The organism is Streptomyces sp. NPDC002643 (genome assembly GCF_053592555.1).
On the sequence record NZ_JBSFVY010000009.1, the window covers coordinates 184,770 to 202,721 of the forward strand.

At 72.5% G+C, this 17,952-nt stretch carries 16 protein-coding genes; 13 read left to right on the forward strand and 3 right to left on the reverse strand.

Annotation, left to right across the window (positions count from 1 at the left end):
* Window positions 1-24 precede the first annotated feature (24 nt).
* The 12 genes from ACWD4G_RS16235 to ACWD4G_RS16290 all read left to right on the forward strand — a co-directional run bounded on the left by ACWD4G_RS16235 (window position 25) and on the right by ACWD4G_RS16290 (window position 14,413).
* Window positions 25-1,311 carry an AAA family ATPase gene (locus ACWD4G_RS16235; protein WP_451293716.1) on the forward strand — a complete coding sequence of 429 codons (1,287 nt, stop codon included), beginning with the start codon at window positions 25-27 and terminating at the stop codon, window positions 1,309-1,311.
* A complete protein-coding gene (locus ACWD4G_RS16240) occupies window positions 1,308-2,543 on the forward strand; it encodes a vWA domain-containing protein (protein ID WP_451293718.1) in 1,236 nt (411 codons plus the stop codon). Before ACWD4G_RS16235 ends, ACWD4G_RS16240 begins: the two co-directional genes overlap by 4 nt.
* Window positions 2,544-2,740: 197 nt before the next feature.
* Complete coding sequence (locus ACWD4G_RS16245; protein ID WP_451293720.1) at window positions 2,741-3,997, forward strand: ATP-grasp domain-containing protein; 1,257 nt, start codon at window positions 2,741-2,743, stop codon at window positions 3,995-3,997.
* Complete coding sequence (locus ACWD4G_RS16250; RefSeq protein ID WP_451293722.1) at window positions 3,994-4,872, forward strand: Rossmann-like domain-containing protein; 879 nt, start codon at window positions 3,994-3,996, stop codon at window positions 4,870-4,872. The genes ACWD4G_RS16245 and ACWD4G_RS16250 overlap by 4 nt, the downstream gene beginning before the upstream one ends.
* Window positions 4,869-6,038 (forward strand): PLP-dependent cysteine synthase family protein, encoded by a 1,170-nt coding sequence (locus ACWD4G_RS16255; RefSeq protein ID WP_451293724.1) that lies wholly within the window; start codon window positions 4,869-4,871, stop codon window positions 6,036-6,038. The genes ACWD4G_RS16250 and ACWD4G_RS16255 overlap by 4 nt, the downstream gene beginning before the upstream one ends.
* Window positions 6,035-7,102 carry a dipeptide epimerase gene (locus ACWD4G_RS16260; protein WP_451293726.1) on the forward strand — a complete coding sequence of 356 codons (1,068 nt, stop codon included), beginning with the start codon at window positions 6,035-6,037 and terminating at the stop codon, window positions 7,100-7,102. Before ACWD4G_RS16255 ends, ACWD4G_RS16260 begins: the two co-directional genes overlap by 4 nt.
* A complete protein-coding gene (locus ACWD4G_RS16265) occupies window positions 7,086-8,366 on the forward strand; it encodes an MFS transporter (RefSeq protein WP_451293728.1) in 1,281 nt (426 codons plus the stop codon). Before ACWD4G_RS16260 ends, ACWD4G_RS16265 begins: the two co-directional genes overlap by 17 nt.
* Entirely contained in the window at window positions 8,363-9,181 is an 819-nt protein-coding gene (locus tag ACWD4G_RS16270) for a class I SAM-dependent DNA methyltransferase (protein WP_451293730.1), read from the forward strand. Before ACWD4G_RS16265 ends, ACWD4G_RS16270 begins: the two co-directional genes overlap by 4 nt.
* A 24-nt stretch (window positions 9,182-9,205) precedes the next feature.
* Window positions 9,206-10,786, forward strand: a complete 1,581-nt coding sequence (locus tag ACWD4G_RS16275; protein WP_451293732.1) for an ABC transporter substrate-binding protein — start codon at window positions 9,206-9,208, stop codon at window positions 10,784-10,786.
* 167 nt (window positions 10,787-10,953) lie between these two features.
* On the forward strand, window positions 10,954-11,898 hold the full coding sequence (locus ACWD4G_RS16280; protein ID WP_451293922.1) for an ABC transporter permease: 945 nt from the start codon (window positions 10,954-10,956) through the stop codon (window positions 11,896-11,898).
* Window positions 11,895-12,731 (forward strand): ABC transporter permease, encoded by an 837-nt coding sequence (locus ACWD4G_RS16285; protein WP_451293733.1) that lies wholly within the window; start codon window positions 11,895-11,897, stop codon window positions 12,729-12,731. The genes ACWD4G_RS16280 and ACWD4G_RS16285 overlap by 4 nt, the downstream gene beginning before the upstream one ends.
* Window positions 12,728-14,413: an ABC transporter ATP-binding protein gene (locus ACWD4G_RS16290; RefSeq protein WP_451293735.1), complete on the forward strand. Its 1,686-nt coding sequence runs from the start codon at window positions 12,728-12,730 to the stop codon at window positions 14,411-14,413. The genes ACWD4G_RS16285 and ACWD4G_RS16290 overlap by 4 nt, the downstream gene beginning before the upstream one ends.
* A 34-nt stretch (window positions 14,414-14,447) precedes the next feature.
* Here the strand turns inward: ACWD4G_RS16290 and ACWD4G_RS16295 are convergent, their stop codons facing one another.
* Window positions 14,448-15,236: an FHA domain-containing protein gene (locus tag ACWD4G_RS16295; protein WP_451293737.1), complete on the reverse strand. Its 789-nt coding sequence runs from the start codon at window positions 15,234-15,236 to the stop codon at window positions 14,448-14,450.
* A 204-nt stretch (window positions 15,237-15,440) separates the two neighbouring features.
* On the opposite strand from ACWD4G_RS16295, the gene ACWD4G_RS16300 reads away from it, so the two are divergent.
* Entirely contained in the window at window positions 15,441-16,013 is a 573-nt protein-coding gene (locus ACWD4G_RS16300; protein ID WP_451293739.1) for a hypothetical protein, read from the forward strand.
* Window positions 16,014-16,112: 99 nt separating this feature from the next.
* Here the strand turns inward: ACWD4G_RS16300 and ACWD4G_RS16305 are convergent, their stop codons facing one another.
* On the reverse strand, window positions 16,113-17,225 hold the full coding sequence (locus ACWD4G_RS16305; RefSeq protein WP_451293741.1) for a sensor histidine kinase: 1,113 nt from the start codon (window positions 17,223-17,225) through the stop codon (window positions 16,113-16,115).
* Window positions 17,218-17,952: a response regulator transcription factor gene (locus ACWD4G_RS16310; RefSeq protein WP_451293743.1), complete on the reverse strand. Its 735-nt coding sequence runs from the start codon at window positions 17,950-17,952 to the stop codon at window positions 17,218-17,220. Before ACWD4G_RS16310 ends, ACWD4G_RS16305 begins: the two co-directional genes overlap by 8 nt.

Genomic DNA, 17,952 nt, shown 5'->3' on the forward strand with positions numbered 1-17,952 from the left:
ACTACACACAAAAGGTGATCACATATGCCCATTTGCACTCCGCCCGTCACGCCCGAGAACCCTGCCTCCTCCCCCTCCACCACCTCCCAACTCGACATCGCCGGTGACCTGTTGGCCCTCCTCCGCCAGACCACGACCGAGCCTCGTCCCGACTCCCAGTTGGAGGCGCTGACGCTGGCCGTGGCCGCCGATCTGCCCGTGCTGCTGTGGGGTGAGCCGGGGATCGGGAAGTCCGCGGCGTTGACACAGCTCGCCGAGGAGCTGGAGCTGCCGTTGACGACGGTGATCGCGAGTGTGCATGAGCCGTCGGACTTCTCGGGGCTGCCGATCGTGGGTGACGACCCGGCGACGCAGGGCGTTCCGATGGCGCCGCCGGACTGGGCGGTGCGGCTGGTGCGGGCCGGTAAGGGGCTGCTGTTCCTCGACGAGTTGTCGACGGCGCCGCCCGCCGTGCAGGCGGCCCTGCTGCGGCTGGTACTGGAGCGTCGTATCGGCGCGCTCCAACTGCCGCCCGACGTACGGATCGTGGCCGCCGCCAACCCTCGGTCCTCGGCGGCGGACGGCTGGGAGCTGAGCCCGCCGCTCGCCAACCGGTTCGTGCATCTGAAGTGGGCGCACGACCACGAGGTCGTCGTACGGGGTCTGGGTGGGACCTGGCCCAGGGCCACGCTGCCCCGGCTGGAGCCGGAAGGGCTGGCGGAGGCCGTGGACTTCGCCCGGCGTGCGGTGTGCGGGCTGCTCGCGGCCCGGCCCAAGCTGGTGCATCAGCTGCCGAGCAGCGAGAGTCGTCGGGGCGGGGCCTGGCCGTCGCCCCGGAGCTGGGACATGACGTTGCGTCTGGTGGCCTTCGCCACCGCCTCCGGGGTGTCGCGCGAGGTGCTGTCGCTGCTGGTGCGCGGGACCGTGGGGGACGGGCCGGGGCTGGAGTTGCTGGCGAGTCTGGACCGGATGGATCTTCCCGATCCCGAGACGCTGTTGGCCGATCCGGCGGGGGCCGTGCTGCCCGAGCGCGGGGATCTGCGGCAGGCCGCGTTGGACGGTGTGGTCGCGGCGGTCCGGGCCCGGCCGGAGCGGGCGCGGTGGGACGCGGCGTGGGCGCTGCTGGTGCGGGCGATCGAGACGGGAGCGCCGGATCTGGTCGTGGTGCCCGCGACCACGCTCGCCTCCCTGCGCCGCGACGGCTGGGACGTCCCGCCGACGATCGAGAAGCTGGCCGGGGTGGTGTCGCTGTCCCGGCGGGCGGACGAGGCCGCGGACCGGGCGACCCGGGCGGAGGCCCTGGCCAAGGCCCGGAACCGGGTGGGCCTGTGAGCACCGGCAGGGACGTGCCGCGCCCCCTGGACCTCGACAAGCTCTTCACCGCCCGGCTGCAGGCGGCGCGGGCCCGGCCCTATCTGGCCACGGCCCTGTTCGCGCTGCATGTCGTCGAGTCCCGGCAGGTGCCCACCATGGGAGTCGACCGGTACTGGCGGTGCTATGTCTCACCGGGTTTCGTGGACCGGATGCCGGTCGAGGAGTTGGCGGGCGTCTGGGTGCACGAGGTGTCGCATCTGCTGCGCGACCATCACGGGCGCAGTGACCGGGTCGCCCGGGAGCGTGAACTGACCGGCCCCGGCGAACGGTTGCGGATGAACATCGCCGCCGACTGCGAGATCAACGACGACGTGTACGGGGACGGCCTGCTCAAGCCGGAGGGCGTCGTCGAGCCCCGGACGCTGCGGCTGCCCGAGGGGCAGCTGATGGAGGAGTATCTGCGCCGGTTCACCCTCGGGCCGCTGACGTACGACTTCTCCTGGCTGGACTGCGGCAGCGGCGCCGACGGTCTCGAACGGGAGTGGGACCTCGGGCCCGAGGGGGCGAACGGACTGAACGGCCAGGAGATCGACGCGGTGCGGTTCCGGGTGGCGCGCGGTATCAAGGCCCGTCCGGGGGATGCACCGGAGGGGTGGCGTCGCTGGGCGGAGGAGGCGTTCCATCCGCCGCAGCCGTGGCGGGAGTTGCTGGGGTCGGCGATCCGGTCGGCGGCGGCCGGCGCGGGCGAGGACTACACGTACGGTCGGCCGTCGCGCCGCTCGGCGGGCCTGCCGGGGATCGTGCTGCCGGCTCTGCGGCGCCGGCCGCCCCGGGTGTCCGTGGTCATCGACACCTCGGGGTCGGTGAGCGACGCCGAACTGGGCAGTGCGCTGCTGGAGGTGGCCGCGATCGGCCGTGCGCTGGGCGGGCGGCGGGATCTGGTCACCGTGGTGCCGTGCGACGCGGCCGCCCGTATCGCTCACCCGCTGTGCCGGGGTGAGGGCATCCCGCTGGTCGGCGGCGGGGGCACGGATCTGCGGACGGGGTTCGCCACGGCGCTGCGTACCCGGCCCGATGTCGTCGTGGCCCTCACCGACGGCCAGACCCCCTGGCCTTCCCGACGGCCATCGTGTCGCACGGTGGTGGGTCTGTTCCCCCGCCCGGACTCGAATGGTTCCTGGATCGAGGAGGACCCCGACTACGTCCCGGACACCCCTCCCGACTGGGCCCGGGTGGTCGAGATCGGCTGAGCCGCGCTCTTCATCGGGGCCGCCCCTCCGCTCCATGGCCGGTCCGATTCCCCCCTTCTCGTCGCCTTTACTTCTCCCACCCACCTGACAATGAAAATGATTATCGATAAGGTGCGCATGTCAAGCCGGTCGCCGCCTCACGGGGGCTTCGTCGGGCTGCCCGGATGTCTGAACCGCACCGCACGAAAAGGGGAGCCGTGGCTCATCTGTTGGTGGTCGAGAGCTGGGTCGGATCGATGAGCAGGCTGCTGCCAAGGGCGATCCGGGAGGGCGGACACGAGTTCACGTTCCTCACCCGCGATCTGCACCACTACCTGCGCTCGGCCCCCGAGGGCACCTCGCACCCCTTGCTCGGCGCACGCAACGTCATCACGGCCGACACCAATGACATCGAGACCCTGCTGCCGGAAGTCGCCCGGCTGCACTCGGTGTTCGGCTTCGACGGGGTGATCTCGTCCTGTGACTACTACCTGCCGACGGTGGCGTGGATCGCCGGGCACCTCGGGCTGCCCGGCCCGGGTCCGAAGGCGGTCGGCGACGCCTGCCGCAAGGACGCCACCCGCCGCGTCCTCGCCGACGCGGGCGTGCCGGGCCCTCGTTTCGCCGTGCACGAGGAGTGGGCCGATCTGGCACGGGCGGCGCGGGAGATCGGCTATCCGCTGGTGGTGAAGCCCGTCGACCTGTGCGCCGGGATGTATGTACGGCGCGTGGACGACGAGGCCGAACTCGCGGCGGCCGTACGGGCGTTGACGGGCTTCCCGATGAACGCGCGTGGGCAGCGGCGTACACCCGCCGTGCTGCTCGAAGAGCTGCTGACCGGGCCCGAGGTGAGCGTCGAGACCGTGTCGTACGCGGGTGCGGTCGACGTCGTCGGGGTGACCGACAAGAGCATCGGCGGGGCGCCCGCGTTCATCGAGACCGGCCATATGTTCCCCGCCGACCTGTCCGCCGCCGACGCGGAGGAGGCCGAGCGGACCGCGATGGACGCGCTCAAGGCGCTGGGGCTGACCGACGGGGTCGTGGCGCACACCGAGATCAAGCTGACGTCCGACGGTCCCCGGCTCGTCGAGGTCAACCCCCGGCCCGCCGGGAACCGCATCACCGAGCTGGTCCGCCATGTCACCGGTATCGATCTGGCGGCTGCCGCCGTGGACGTCGCCCTCGGCCGCGCACCCGATCTGCGGCGCCGCGAGACCGGGCTGCGCAGCGCGGCCGTCGGCTTCCTCGTGCCGGAGACGTCGGGCACCCTCGAAGCGCTGGATGCCCGTCGACTCGCGAGCGCCCACGGTGTGTTGGAGGCTCAGCTCGCCGAGCCGGGCAGGCAGGTCAAGGCGGCCGGCAGCAACAACGAGTACCTCGGGCATGTGATGGTCGGCGACGCCGAGGGGCTGGGCGCGCGGAGGCATGTCGAGGCGCTGTTGGGTGAGGTGCGTTCCGGGCTGGTGATCCGGTGACCGCCGTCGCGTCGATGGCCCGCGCGGCCACGTACGAGGAGTTGGTGGAGCGGGTACGGGCCGGTGAGCTGGGTCCGGACCCCCGGTCGCTGCGGATGGCGGTGGCCTTCGCGACCCGGCAGGCCGTGCGGCACGACGGCCGGGGCACCGGCTACCGCAACGAGGTGCTGAGCCTGCGGCTCGCCGGGGCCGTGGGGTCCTGCGCGGTGGAGCCTGGCGCGCTGCCCGACGCGGCGATCGACGACTGCGTGGGCGCCGATGTGGCCCGGCTGCTGGACCATCCGCTGCTCCCGGTGCGGGTGGCCGCGCTGGACGCCTACCTGATGCATGTGACCCCGCACGCCGTCGAGAACGGGGCGCGTCCGTTCCCGCTGTCTGCCGGGACTTCGCTGGAGAAGTCCCGCGCGCGGGCGCACGCCGTGGTCGAGTTGCTGGATGTGCCGCCGGGGGCACGTGTGCTCGTGGTCGGTGTCGTCAACTCCCTTCTGGAGGCGCTGCGTTCACGGGGGCTCGGCTATCTGCCGTGCGATCTCAAGGGCGGGGTCACGGAGTGGGGCGAGGAGGTCGTCACCGACGCACTCGACGCGGCGGAAGCCTGTGACGCGCTGCTCGTGTCCGGGATGACGCTGGGCAACGGCACGTTCGAGCCGCTGCGGCGGCACGCGCTGCGGCACGGCAAGCAGCTGGTGATGTTCGCCCAGACCGGCAGCGCGGTGCTCCCCCGCTTCCTCGGCCACGGAGTGAGCGCGGTGTGCGCGGAGCCGTACCCGTTCTTCTGGCTGGACGCGGGCGAGGGCACCCTGCACCGCTATCGCGCGGACACCTCCGGCGACCGTCACGACCTCGGCTGTCGCCCTTCGGGAGGCGCCCGATGACCTCCTCGACCGCCCTCCGTGCCGTCGCCCGCCCCGAGCTGCTGTCCCTCCTCGGGCGTACGCCGCTGGCGCGGATCACCGCCGAACTGCCCCGCCCCCAGCCCGGTTTCTGGGCCAAGCTCGAAGGGCTCGCGGCGGGCGGGATGAAGGCGCGGGCCGCCGTGTCGATGCTGATGGGTGCCCGGGAGCGCGGGGAACTGCGGCCCGGCGCCCCGGTGGTGGAGTCGACGTCCGGGACGCTGGGCATCGGTCTGGCGTTCGCGGGGCAGGCGCTCGGCCATCCCGTCGTCCTGGTCGGCGACGCCGAACTGGAGCCGTCCATGCGGCAGTTGCTCCGCTCCCACGGCGTACGGCTGGAGCTGGTGGACCGTCCGGCGGCCCGGGGCGGCTGGCAGGCGGCACGCCTCGCCCGGCTGCGGGAGCTGCTCGCCGTACTGCCGGACGCGTACTGGCCGGACCAGTACAACAACCCCGACAACACCGCCGGTTACGCCTCGCTCGCCGCCGAACTCGCCGTCCAGCTGGACCACTTGGACATCCTGGTGTGCAGTGTGGGCACCGGCGGGCACAGCGCGGGCATCATCGGTCCGCTGCGGCGGCACTGGCCGGGGCTGCGGCTGATCGGCGTCGACTCCATCGGCTCCACGATCTTCGGCCAGCCGGCCCGGCCGAGGCTGATGCGCGGCCTCGGCAGCAGCATCCATCCGCGCAATGTCGCCTACGACGCCTTCGACGAGGTCCACTGGGTCGGTCCGGTGGAGGCGGTCGACAGCTGTCGGCGTCTCGCGCGCGGCAGTTTCGTCAGCGGCGGCTGGAGCACCGGCGCGGTCGCGCTCGTCGCCGCGTGGGCGGCCCGCGTGCATCCCGGCGCCGTCGTCGCCACCGTCTTCCCGGACGGCCCGCACCGCTACCTCGGCAGTGTCTACGACGACGACTTCACCACCGCGCACGGTCTCGACCCGGCCACCGCCGTCGTCCGCCCCGTCGAGATCCCGCACCCCGGCGCCGCCGAGGCCGTCGGCTGGGTCCGCTGCGGCAGGGTCACCGACCCGCTCGCGGTGCCCGCCGCCGGTTCCCTCGAAGTCGCCGCCCCGCCCGGCCGGTCCGCCGCTGTTCCGTTCGGCGCCCCCGCCGCCGTTCCACCCGTTTCGGAAGAGAGTCAGTGAAGGTCACCCAGCGCACCGTACGCCTCGAACTCACCGAGCCGCTGCGCATATCCCGCTCCACCATGTCCGCCCGCGACGCCGTGTGGCTGACCGTCGAGCACGACGGGGAGTACGGCCATGGCGAGGCCGTCACCAGCGTGTACTACGGCCTCGACGCCGACACCTTGGGGCGGCACTTCGCCTCCGTCGCCACGGATCTCGTACGTTTCCGCGATCCCGAGGGCGCCCTGGATGCCTTGCGGGACGGCGAGTTGGCGACCGCCGCCGAGTTTCCGCCCGCCGTGACCGCCGCCCTGGACGCCGCGCTGCTGGACCTTGTCGGGAAGCGGGCGGGCCATCCCGTCCACCGGCTGCTGGGGGCGCCGTCGGCCCCGGTCGCCGCCACCGCGCGGACCATCGGCATCACCCCGCCGGCCCAGGCCGGGGCCGAGGCCCGCCGGCTCGCCGCGAACGGCTTCGAGGTCGTCAAGGTCAAGGCCGGGGCGCCCGATCCGGAGGACGACATCGAGCGCGTCCGGGTCGTCCGCGACGCCGCACCCGGCGTACGCGTCCTCCTGGACCCCAACGGCGCCTGGACGCCGGCCCAGGCCGACGCCCTCCTCCCCCGCTTCGCCGACCTGGGCGTGGAAGCCGTCGAACAGCCCCTCGCCCCCGGTGACCCGGAGGCCCTGGCCGCCCTCGCCGAGCGCTCGCCGCTGCCCGTCATCGCCGACGAGGACGCCGTGAGCCTCGACGACGTACGACGTCTCGCGGGGCGCGTCCACGGGGTCAACGTCAAGCTCGCCAAGTGCGGCGGTGTCCACGCGGCCCTGCGGATCGCCGAGGAGATCGAGGGCAGCGGCACCGAGTTGATGCTCGGCTGCCTCACCGCCAGCACCCTCGGCCTCGCCCCCGCCGTCCATCTCGCCGACCGCGCCCGCTGGGTCGACCTCGACGGGCATCTGCTGCTCGCCCACGACCCGTGGACCGGCATCGGCGGCGAGGACGGCCGGGTAAGGACAACCGACCTGCCGGGGCTGGGAGTCGGGCTGCGGGAGGTGACGTCCCGTGAAGACGTGGCATGAGATACGCCGCTTCCCCTTCGCCGTACGCCTCCTGCTGGTCAATCAGCTCGGCGTCAACATCGGCTTCTACCTCCTGATCCCCTACCTCGCCACCCACCTCACCGAGAACCTGGGCATGTCGGCGGCGATCGTCGGGGTCGTGCTCGGGGTGCGGAATCTGAGCCAGCAGGGCCTGTTCATCATCGGCGGCTCGGCATCCGACCGGCTGGGCGCGCGGGGCGTGATCATCGCCGGGTGTGCGCTCAGGACCGTCGGGTTCGGGCTGTTCGCGCTGGGCGACGGGCTGGTCGTGCTGCTCGCCGCATCGGTGCTGAGCGGCCTGGCGGGTGCGCTCTTCAACCCCGCCGTCCGGGCGTATCTGGCGCAGGAGGCCGGGGAGCGCAGGGCGGAGGCGTTCGCGCTGTTCAATGTGTTCGCGACGACGGGGGCACTGATCGGTCCGCTGCTGGGCAGTGTGCTGCTGCTCGTGGACTTCCGGACGTCCGCGCTGACCGCCGCCGGGATCTTCGCGGTCCTCACCGTGGCCCAGGCCCTCGTGCTGCCCGCGCGGCGGGTCGAGCCGAGCGGTGGCGGGGTCCTCGGCGACTGGCGTGAGGTGCTCGGCAACCGTGCCTTCCTCGCCTTCGCGCTCGCCATGGTCGGAATGTTCACGCTGGAGAACCAGCTGTATCTGCTGCTGCCGGCCGGGGCCCGCCAGGCCACCGGCTGGGACGGCGCGGCCGGTCTGGTCTTCCTCGTCGGCACCCTCGCCAACCTCGCGCTCCAGCTGCGGATCACCACCGCGCTCAAGGCCCGTGGGGACAGGGCGCGTTGGATCGCCCTCGGGCTCAGCGTCACGGGGCTGGCCTTCCTGCCGCCGGCGCTGGTGTCGGGGTCCGGACTCGGGCTCGGGTTCGGTTCCGGGGGCTGGCTGGATGCCGTGCCCGTGCTGCTCGGCGCGCTGCTCCTCTACCTCGGGCTCATGATCGCCTCACCGTTCGTGATGGAGCTGATCCCCCGCTTCGGACGCCCCGAGCTGACCGGCACCTACTTCGGGATCTTCTACGTCGTCTCGGGCATCGCGGCGGCTGTCGGGAACGCCGTCGTGGGCTGGGCCATGGACGCGGGCGCGGACGGCGGTCACGCGTGGCTGCCGTGGGTGTGCTGCGCCCTGTTCGGCCTGGTCTCGGCGGGAGGGGTGGCCTGGCTGTACCGGCGTGGGGCGCTGCCCGCCGATCCTGCGCCGGTCTCCCCCGCTCCGGCCGGTGAGAGGAGCAGCGCATGACCGGCGGCAACCTCCTCACCGACAACCCCGAGCTGTACGAGGCCCGCTTCCCCGACCCCGAGCGGCTGGCCGGGCGCTGGGCCGAGGACTGTCTGCGCCGCCACGGGGCCGGGCCGCGCGTCCTGGACCTGGGCTGCGGCACCGGCCGCGACGCCGCCCATCTGCACGGCGTGGGCCGTACGGTGACCGGCGCCGACCTGTCCGAGGCGATGCTGGCCCACGCCCGCGCCCACCACCCCGGGCCGGAGTACCTACGGGCCGACCTGCACGGCTTCGACCTGGGCCGGGCCGCCTTCGACGCGGTCGTCTGCCTGGACAGCTCCCTGCTGTACTGCCACACCAACGACCAACTCGACGGCTTCCTCGCCTCCTGCCGCCGGGCGCTCGCGCCCGGCGGGCTGCTGGTCGCGGAGATGCGCAACGGCGCCTACTTCCTGGGCCGCACCGACCTCCTCGACACCCCCACCGTCAACTCCTTCATCTGGCGGGGCACCGCCCACCGCTCCACCACCACCCTGACCGTCGACCGCACGGCCCAGCTCCTGCGCCGTAAACGGGTCTGGACGTCGGACGACGGGACACCGCCCGTCGAACAGCACTCCGCCTGGCGGCTGTTGTTCCCCCAGGAGCTGCGGCACCTCCTCGACGCACACGGCTTCGAGGTCCTGGAACTGCACGACGGCCCCGGACCGCGTACCGAACCGCCTTGGCGGGAGGGCCAGTTGCCCGGCAACGCAACCGATGACGACCGTCTGCACCTCGTCGCGCGTGTGCGCCCGGGGGCCCGCCGCGCGGCGCCACGCACCACCCACTGATCCACCACACCCCAAGGGACTGTCATGTACGACGAACGCTTTTCCGGGCTGCGCCGACGCGGCTTCCTCGCCGCCACCACCGGGGCCGCCGCCCTCGCCCTCGCCGGATGCGGCGGCGGCACCGAGAACACGGCCGACCAGAGCGGCGACGGCAAGCCCCGGCGAGGTGGACGGCTGCGGGCCGCGTTCGCGGGCGGCGGTGCCAGCGAGACCCTCGATCCGCATCTGGCCAACCTGTTCGCCGATGTCGCCCGCGCCAAGGCGCTGTTCGACAAGCTGGCCGACTACGGCGCCGATCTGTCCGCCCAGCCCCGCCTCGCCGCGAAATGGGAGTCGAACAAGGGCCTGGACCGCTGGCAGGTCACCCTCCGCGAGGCCACCTTCCACGACGGCAAGCCGGTCACCGCCGACGACGTCCTCTACAGCTACCGCAGGATCGCCGACCCGGAGAAGGCGTTCCGCGCGAAGGCGTCCCTGGAGCCCATCGACCTCGACGCCAGCCGCGCCACCGGCGAGCGGAGCATCGAGTTCGTGCTGAAGCGGCCGACCGCCGAGTTCCCCAACGTCCTGGCCGCGTTCGGCGCGTACATCGTCCCGGAGAACGCGGGGAAGAACGCCGGCGACTTCGACAAGAAGCCCATCGGCTCCGGCCCCTTCCGCTTCGTGTCCTTCGCCCCCGGCCGTTCGGCCGTCCTCCGCCGCTTCGACGACTACTGGGAGGGCGCCCCGTACCTCGACGAACTCGAATTCGTCGTCGCCAACGAGGAGTCGGCCCGCGTCAACGCCCTCCTCGGCGGCCAGGTCGAGTACGCCCACGAACTGAACCCCACCACCGCCCGCGCCCACGAGGGCAAGGGGCAGATCGAGATCGTCCGGCTCCAGGGCAGCGCCATGCAGGCGTTCTGCATGAAGACCGACCGGGCGCCCTTCGACGACAAGCGGGTGCGGGAGGCGTTCTTCCTCATCGCCGACCGGCAGGAACTCGTCGACGGGGCGCTGTCCGGCGCGGGCGTGATCGGCAACGACCTCTTCGGCAAGGGGTACGAGTACTACGCCGCCGATCTCCCCCAGCGGGAGCAGGACCTGGACCGGGCGCGGGCCCTGCTGAAGCAGGCCGGTGCCGAGAATCTGAAGGTCACGCTGGACACCTCGGCCGTGGCCGCCGGGTTCACCGAGGCGGCCAGCATCTTCCGCGACCAGGCCGCCGAGGCGGGCGTCACCATCGAGGTGAAGATGGGCAGCAAGGACTCCTACTGGAGCGACATCCTCGACTCCGGCACGCTGGCCTGCTACCGCTCGGGCGCCATGCCCATCGAGGCGCACATCTCCCAGCGGCTGCTCTCCGACTCGACCACCAACGCCACCAAGTGGCGGCACAAGGACTTCGACGCGCTGTACCAACAGGCCCAGTCCACCCGCGACAAGACCGAGCGGACGGCCGTGTACGAGCGGATGCAGCGCCGCCTGTACACCGAGGGCGGCTTCCTGATCTGGGGATTCGCCGACTGGATTCTCGGAACGGCCCGCACTGTGAGGGGGGTTGAGACCAAGGCCCCCGCCAACACCCTCGACTGGGCACGCTTCGACAAGGTGTGGATGGCGTGACACCCAGGCAGACCGAGCGACATCCCCTAGGGTTCGACAGCGCCCCAAAGGGGCGCGGGGCCCTATCGATATGCGGCTCCGCCGCGGGGCGCGACCAGCCACGACGGCGCCGCACTGGCACGACACCCCATCTCCGTGCTTCCCGCGGAGCGCTCGGCGGAGGCGGTCTGCGGTCGTTCGTCGTCCGACGGCTGCTCCTCGGTGTCGCGCAGACCGTGGCCGTCGTGCTGCTGGTCTTCGCGCTCACCGAGGCGCTGCCGGGCGACGCGGCGGTGGCCCTGGCCGGGGACCAGCCCGACCCGGCCCGGATCGCCGCCATCCGCGAGGCGATGCATCTGGACCGGCCGGTGCACGAACGGCTGGTCGGCTGGGCGGCGGGGCTGCTCCACGGCGACCTCGGCACCTCCCTCGCCTCGGGGCGCCCGGTGGCCCAGTACATCGCCGACGGCTTCGGCCCGACGCTGCTGCTGGCCGCGCTCACCGTGGCCCTGCTCGTACCGGTCGGCTTCGGGCTGGGGGTGCTGGCCGCACGCCATGAGGGCGGCCTCGTCGACCGGCTGGTCAGCTCGGTCACCCTCGCCGTGTACGCGGTCCCCGAGTTCGCGCTCGGGGTGCTGCTGGTGACCGTGTTCGCGCTGAGGCTGGGCTGGCTGCCGCCGACCGCCGTCGGCTACGGCACCGATCTGCTCGCCCACCCGGCCGCGCTGGTCCTGCCCGTCGTGGTCCTGCTCTCCCGGCCGGTCTGCTCCCTGGTCCGTCTGGTGCGCGCCGGCATGATCGACGCGCTCGCCTCCCCGTATGTCGCCCACGCCCGCAGATACGGCGTGCCGGGCGCCCGTGTCCGCTACGTCCACGCCCTGCCGAACGCCCTGGCCCCGGCCGCGCAGCAACTCGCCCGCACCGTCGACTGGTTGCTGTGCGGTGTCATCGTCGTGGAGGCCCTCTTCGTGATCCCCGGACTGGGCACGGTCCTCCTCAACACCGTCGCCGAACGCGATGTGCCCGTCGTCCAGGGCCTCGCCGTGGTCTTCGGCGTCCTCACCGTCGTCCTCAACCTGGGCGCCGATGTGATCGCCCGACGGTTCGCACCGAGGGCGGGGGTGATCGTATGACCTCCGCGACGGGCTCGCGGCGGCGTACGAGGCGGTTCGCGCTCGGGGTCTCCGTCGTCGCCGTACCGCTGCTCCTCGCCCTGCTGGGGCCGGTGTTCGCGGGTGAACCGGGGCCGCGGTCCCCGTCGTTCATCCTCGGCGACGGGCACTGGCTCGGCACGGACTTCGTGGGCCGGGACGTCTGGCAGCAGATCCTGCACGGCGGGCGACCGGTGGTCCTGACGGCGCTCGGCGCCGGTGTCCTGGCCTATCTGGTGGCGCTGCCGGTCGGCCTGTTCTCCGCGCTGACCCATCGGCGGTGGCTGGAGGAGCTGCTGATGCGGCCCCTGGACGTCCTGATCGCCGTGCCGTCGCTGCTGCTGATCCTGCTGGTCGCCTCGGTGTTCTCGCCGGGCGCCCTGGGACTCGCCCTGCTGGTGGCGCTGGTCAATGTGCCGGACGCGGCCCGGCTCGTCCGCGCCGCCGCCACGGAGGCCGCCGCCCGGCCCGTCGTGGAGGCGCTACGGCTCCAGGGTGAGACCTGGTGGCGTACCGCCGTCGGCTATGTCGGCCGCGCCATCCTGCGCACCCTGGTCGCCGACGCCGGCACCCGGCTCACCGGAGTGCTCTATCTGGTCGCCACGGCCGCGTTCCTCGGCGTCGGGGTTGCTCCCGACGCCGCCGACTGGGCGGTGATGGTCGACCGCAACCGCACGGGCCTGTTCGTCCAGCCCTGGGCGGTGGTCGTCCCCGCACTGCTGATCGTCGGCCTGACCACCGGGACGAATCTGCTGTTCGACGCGGCGCTGGAGAAGCCGGGTCGGCGGCAGCGCGGAAAGGAGCACCAGCCGTGAGGCGGTACGACGACGGCGACGAGCGGGGTGCCGTGGACCCCCTGGCGGAAGCCGTGGCAGGCCCCTTGCCGGAGCCCCTCGCCACGATCGAGGATCTCCGGGTCGAGGTGGGCGGGAAGGCCATCGTCGACGGGGTGAGTCTGCGGGTGCCGCCCGGCCGGGTCATCGCGCTGGTCGGGGCCTCGGGCAGTGGCAAGACGACCACGGGGCTGGCGTTGCTCGGCGAGTTCCCGGCGGGCGCGCGGGTCTCCGGTGAGGTCCGGCGGTCGGGCGAGGGCCTGATCGGTTACGTCCCCCAGCATCCGGCGACCGTCCTCAACCCGGCCCGCAGGGTCGCCGCGCTGCTGAACGACATCGCCCGCCGACAGGTACGGCACCTGCCCCGCGCCCACCGCCGGACGGCGGCCCGCGAGAACATTCTGCGGGCCCTCACCGAGGCTCAACTCCCCGACGGCGAGAGCCTGTTGCGCCGCTATCCGCATCAGCTCTCCGGCGGTCAGCAACAGCGGATCGTCCTCGCCCAGGCCCTCCTCCTCGGTGCCCGGATCATCGTGGCCGACGAACCGACCACCGGCCAGGACGCCCTGACGAAGAGCCGTGTGGTCGACCAGTTGGCGGCGGTCGTGGCACGCGGCATCGGAGTCGTCCTGCTCAGCCATGACCTCGATGTCGTCCGCGCCCTCGCCGACGACATCCATGTGATGCGGGACGGACGGGTCGTGGAAGCGGGCCCCGCGGACCGGGTGTGGGCGGCGCCGGCACATGAGTGGACCCGCCGACTCATCGACGCGCGGAGGCCGTTCGCGGGAGAGGAAAGGGGAGGAGGAACGGGCGACGGCGGTGGCCCGGAGCCGTCGGAGGCCCTGCGGCCACCCGTAGTGCGCGTACGCGGCCTGACCGCCCGTCACCGTGACGGCGCCCGGGGTACGACCGTCGCCGTGCGCGTACCCGAACTCTCCCTGAAAGCTGGGGAGTTCGCGGCCGTCGTCGGCCGTTCGGGAAGCGGGAAGACCACCCTGGCCCGCTGTCTGGCGGGACTTCACCGTGATCTCGACGGCGAGGTGCTCCTCGACGGCACTCCTCTGCCGCGCAGTCTGCGGGACCGTGACCGGGGGCAGCTCGCGGCCGTGCAGTATGTCTTCCAGGACGCCCGCGCCGCGTTCGACGAGCACCGTCCGGTACTGGACCAGGTCGCCCGAACGGCCGTCCGGCTGCGCGGTGTCGACGCCGGTGCCGCCGAGGCCGAGGCGCTGAGCACCCTGGCCCGGCTGGGTCTCCCGGCGGAACTGGTCCACCGCCGCCCGGGACAGCTCTCCGGCGGTGAACTCCAGCGCTCCGCCCTGGCGCGCGCCCTGCTCGCCCGGCCCCGGCTGCTCATCTGCGACGAGATCACCTCCGGACTCGACACGGTCACCCGGCAGGGCATCCTGGACGTCCTCGCCGGGCTGCGCGGCAGCGGAACCGGCCCCCGCACCGGAGCACACGCGTCCGGCGCCCTCTCCCTCGTCCTGATCACCCATGACCTGGAGACCGCCGCCGTCGCCGACCGCATCGCCGTCCTGGACGCCGGGGAACTCGTCGAGGAGGGGCCCGCCCGGCAGATCCTCACGGCACCGAAGCACCCGTTCACCGCCTCGCTCATGGCGACCACGGCACGCCTGGGCGCCGGTACGACTTCCTGAAGCGAGAGACGGGCCGGGTGGCTGAAGTGGCCGCTCAGGGCGAGGTGTCCGGCCAGTCGGCCTCGTCCTCCATCAGGTCGAGGTCCGGCGGCACCAGGGTCGTGGACTCCACCAGGCCCCTGAGGAGGTTGTGCAGGAACCTGTTGTCGGAGGGGCGGCTCTCGGAGTCGTCGTGGATCAGCGGGTACCGGAAGCCGGTCGGGTGCAGGCGCCGCCGTACGGCCTCGATCCGATGCTCGATCTTGCGCGAGGTCCACTTGGCGTCCGGGCGCAGATAGGCGAGTTGCTTGGCCGCCATGGCGTAGGTCAGGGGCCGGGGGCTCTCCTCGTAGAGCAGATAGCGCTGGCCGAGGACGACGAGCAGCAGCCGTTCGTCGTCGTCGAGCGGCCAGATCTCCGGGCGTACGGTCGCGGCGCGGCGGCGGGAGACCGGCCCCTCGTCGTCGTGGCCCGCCACATACAACTCGACCAGGTGCTCGCGATAGCCGGAGCCGCGTACGAACAGCGGGGTGTAGCCGGTGTCGAGGGGGATCGGCTCGGTGCTGAGATGCATCATCTGGCCGCGCGGCAGCCGTACGAGTTGCTGTCCGACGTTGCGCAGCCACCAGTGGCCGTGCCGGAACGTCAACTCGCCGTGCCGTCGGCTCACCCCCAGATCGTCGACACCGACGCCGAGGTCCACCTCGGGTTCCTCACCGCGTCCGAAGCGGACCGTCAGGCCGGCGCGGGGCGGTGCGCTGAGGTCGCCGGTGACCGTGCGGGCGTGCAGCGTACCGGGCGCTGCGGGCGCGACACCTCGCGCGAGGCTGGTGGAGAGGGGCATCGCTGGACTCCCTGTTCTCGTCGGTTCTCGGCGTTGCTCGGCCCGCGACACGGCCACGCGGTACGGCATCTGTCACCAGGGTCCACGCCCGTGCCGGGACCCCTCCCCACATGGTGCCCGTATAAAGGGACGTGCCCCGGCGTCGGGGCTCGGCCACGTCCAAAGGCGTACGAGTTGAGTCGAGTTGGGTTGAGGGGTTGGCGGATGAGCACGGGCAGGGGCCGGGTCGGTGTCGCGGTGGCGCTGGCCGTGGCGATGGCTCTCACCGGCTGCGGCGGGGATGACGGTCGGGACGACGGTTCCGCGGAGGGGACGGAACCGTCGTCGACCGCCTCGCGTACGCCCACGGGGGCGGACGGGGGCGGGAGCCGAGGCGGGGGCGCGGGCGCCGACCGTACGGGGTCGCCGTCGGGCGGCGAGGAACAGCCGCCCTCCCCGACGCCCGCACCCGACGAGACCGGCACCGGAACGGGAACCGGCGGCGGCGAAAGCGACAGCGACGCATCGGCCTCCGATGTCGAAGCCTGCTTCGACGGGCGCTGCGACCTCACCGTCTCCGAGCCCATGACCGTCAGGATGGACGGCCGGCTCGGGGTCAGCGACCTGCGGATCACGAAGATCACTGAGGACACCGTCGTCCTCCAGTCCTCGGGCGCCGGTACGTTCCTGAGCAGCTCGGTCGGCGAGGGCTCCACCGGCGGTCTCAACGGCCTCGGCTTCCGTGTGAAGTCCCTGAGGGGCGGCACGGCGGTGCTGGAGTTCTTCCCCCGCGCCTGATGGCTGTTCCGGCGCGGCCCACTGTGTGCCGGCGAACCAATACGGCGTTCCGGCGCGGCCTGCGGTGTGCCGGGGACGCCTACGGTGTGCCGGGGACGCCTACGGTGTGCCCGGGAGCCGGACCGTGACGAGGAGGCCGCCGGTGGGGCGGGGGGCGAGGTCGAGGGTCCCGTCGTGGGCGCGGACGACGCTGTGCGCGATGGCGAGGCCCAGGCCGACGCCGGCGTGCTCGTCGGTGCGTACGCGTTCCGTTCCGCGCTGGAAGGGTTCGGTGAGGGTCGGTACCAGTTCCGGTGGGAGCGGGCGGCCCGAGTTCTCGACCCGCAGCACGCTCGTGTCGCCGTGGGCCTCGGTGTGGACCGTCACGGTGCCGTCGGCGGGGAGGTTGTGGACGATGGCGTTCTGGACGAGGTTCGTCACCATCCGCAGCAGGAGTTCCGGGGAGCCGCCGGTCCGGGCCGCCGTGCCGGTGACGTCGAGGGTGATGCGGCGCTGTTCGGCGAGGGGAAGCAGCGTTTCGGCGGCTTCTTCGGCGAGGAGGGAGAGGTCGACGCTCTCGCGGGTGAAGTCCGCGCGGTCGCCGTGGCTGAGCAGCAGAAGGGCCTCGGTGAGGTCGATCGCCCGTGTATTGACCGCGTGCAGGCGTTCGATGAGTTCGAGGAGTTCGGCCCGGTCCCGTGCGGGGTCCTTGCGGGCGACGTCGAGGAGCGTTCGCGAGATCGCCAGCGGGGTGCGCAGTTCATGGGAGGCGTTCGCGGCGAACCTCCGCTGCTCGGCGACGTGGGACTCCAGTTGTTCGAGCATCGAGTCGAACGCGTCGGAGAGTTCGCGGAATTCGTCCTGGCGGTCCTCCATCCGGATGCGGTGGGACAGCGACCCGTTCCCGGCCATGCGTGCCGCGTGGGCGATCCGGGTGAGGGGGGCGAGCATCCGGCCGGCGAGAATCCAGCCGCCCAGGAGGCCGAACGCGAGGAGGAAGGCCAGTGCCGTGGCCGCGGCGGGGGCGAAGCCGCGCAGGAGGTCGGAGCGGCTGGGCCCGGTGATGATCACGGCGCCGAAGGTGTTCTGGAGGGCTCTGGGATCGTTGTCCGGTACCCAGCGCAGCGCGAAGACCCACATCACGGCCAGCAGGAGGGTGCCGGCGAGGAGGAGGAATCCGGCGTAGCTGAGGGTGAGTTTCAGTCGGGCGCTGAGGCTCGGGTGTCTACGCACGGGCGCCGCCGGGGTCGGTGGTGTCGTCCCTGCCGGTGTGCGTACCCGTGTCCGTATCGGTATGCGTACCGGTGTCGATGCGGTAGCCGACGCCTGGCACCGTGGCGATGATCCAGGGTTCGCCGAGCCGTTTGCGCAGTGCGGAGACGGTGATGCGCACGGCGTTGGTGAAGGGGTCGGCGTTCTCGTCCCAGGCCCGTTCCAGCAGCTCTTCGGCGCTGACGACCCCGCCCTCGGCGGCGACGAGGACTTCGAGCACGGCGAACTGCTTACGGGTGAGCGCGACATAGCGTCCGTCGCGGAAGACCTCCCGGCGGAAGGGGTCCAGCCGCAGGCCCGCGATCTCGCGGACCGGAGGCCGGGCGTAGGCGCGTCTGCGGTCGAGAGCCCTCAGCCGCAGGACGAGTTCCCGCAGTTCGAACGGTTTGGTGAGGTAGTCGTCGGCGCCCAGCTCGAACCCGGAGGCCTTGTCGTCGATGCGGTCGGCGGCGGTGAGCATGAGGATCGGGATACCGCTGCCGGAGGCGACGATGCGCCGGGCGACCTCGTCGCCGGAGGGGCCGGGGATGTCGCGGTCGAGGACCGCGAGGTCGTAGGAGTTGACGCTGAGCAGTTCCAGGGCGGAGTCGCCGTCCCCGGCGATGTCGGCGGCGATCGCCTCCAGCCGCAGACCGTCACGGACGGCCTCGGCGAGATAGGGCTCGTCCTCCACGATCAGTACGCGCAT

Excerpts from the sequence above, each read along its gene's own strand:
- ACWD4G_RS16235 (WP_451293716.1), top strand. The coding sequence starts at position 25 with ATGCCCATTTGCACTCCGCCCGTCACGCCCGAGAACCCTGCCTCCTCC.
- ACWD4G_RS16255 (WP_451293724.1), top strand. The coding sequence starts at position 4,869 with ATGACCTCCTCGACCGCCCTCCGTGCCGTCGCCCGCCCCGAGCTGCTG.
- ACWD4G_RS16270 (WP_451293730.1), top strand. The coding sequence starts at position 8,363 with ATGACCGGCGGCAACCTCCTCACCGACAACCCCGAGCTGTACGAGGCC.
- ACWD4G_RS16275 (WP_451293732.1), top strand. The coding sequence starts at position 9,206 with ATGTACGACGAACGCTTTTCCGGGCTGCGCCGACGCGGCTTCCTCGCC.
- ACWD4G_RS16285 (WP_451293733.1), top strand. The coding sequence starts at position 11,895 with ATGACCTCCGCGACGGGCTCGCGGCGGCGTACGAGGCGGTTCGCGCTC.
- ACWD4G_RS16295 (WP_451293737.1), bottom strand. The coding sequence starts at position 15,236 with ATGCCCCTCTCCACCAGCCTCGCGCGAGGTGTCGCGCCCGCAGCGCCC.
- ACWD4G_RS16300 (WP_451293739.1), top strand. The coding sequence starts at position 15,441 with ATGAGCACGGGCAGGGGCCGGGTCGGTGTCGCGGTGGCGCTGGCCGTG.
- ACWD4G_RS16310 (WP_451293743.1), bottom strand. The coding sequence starts at position 17,952 with ATGCGCGTACTGATCGTGGAGGACGAGCCCTATCTCGCCGAGGCCGTC.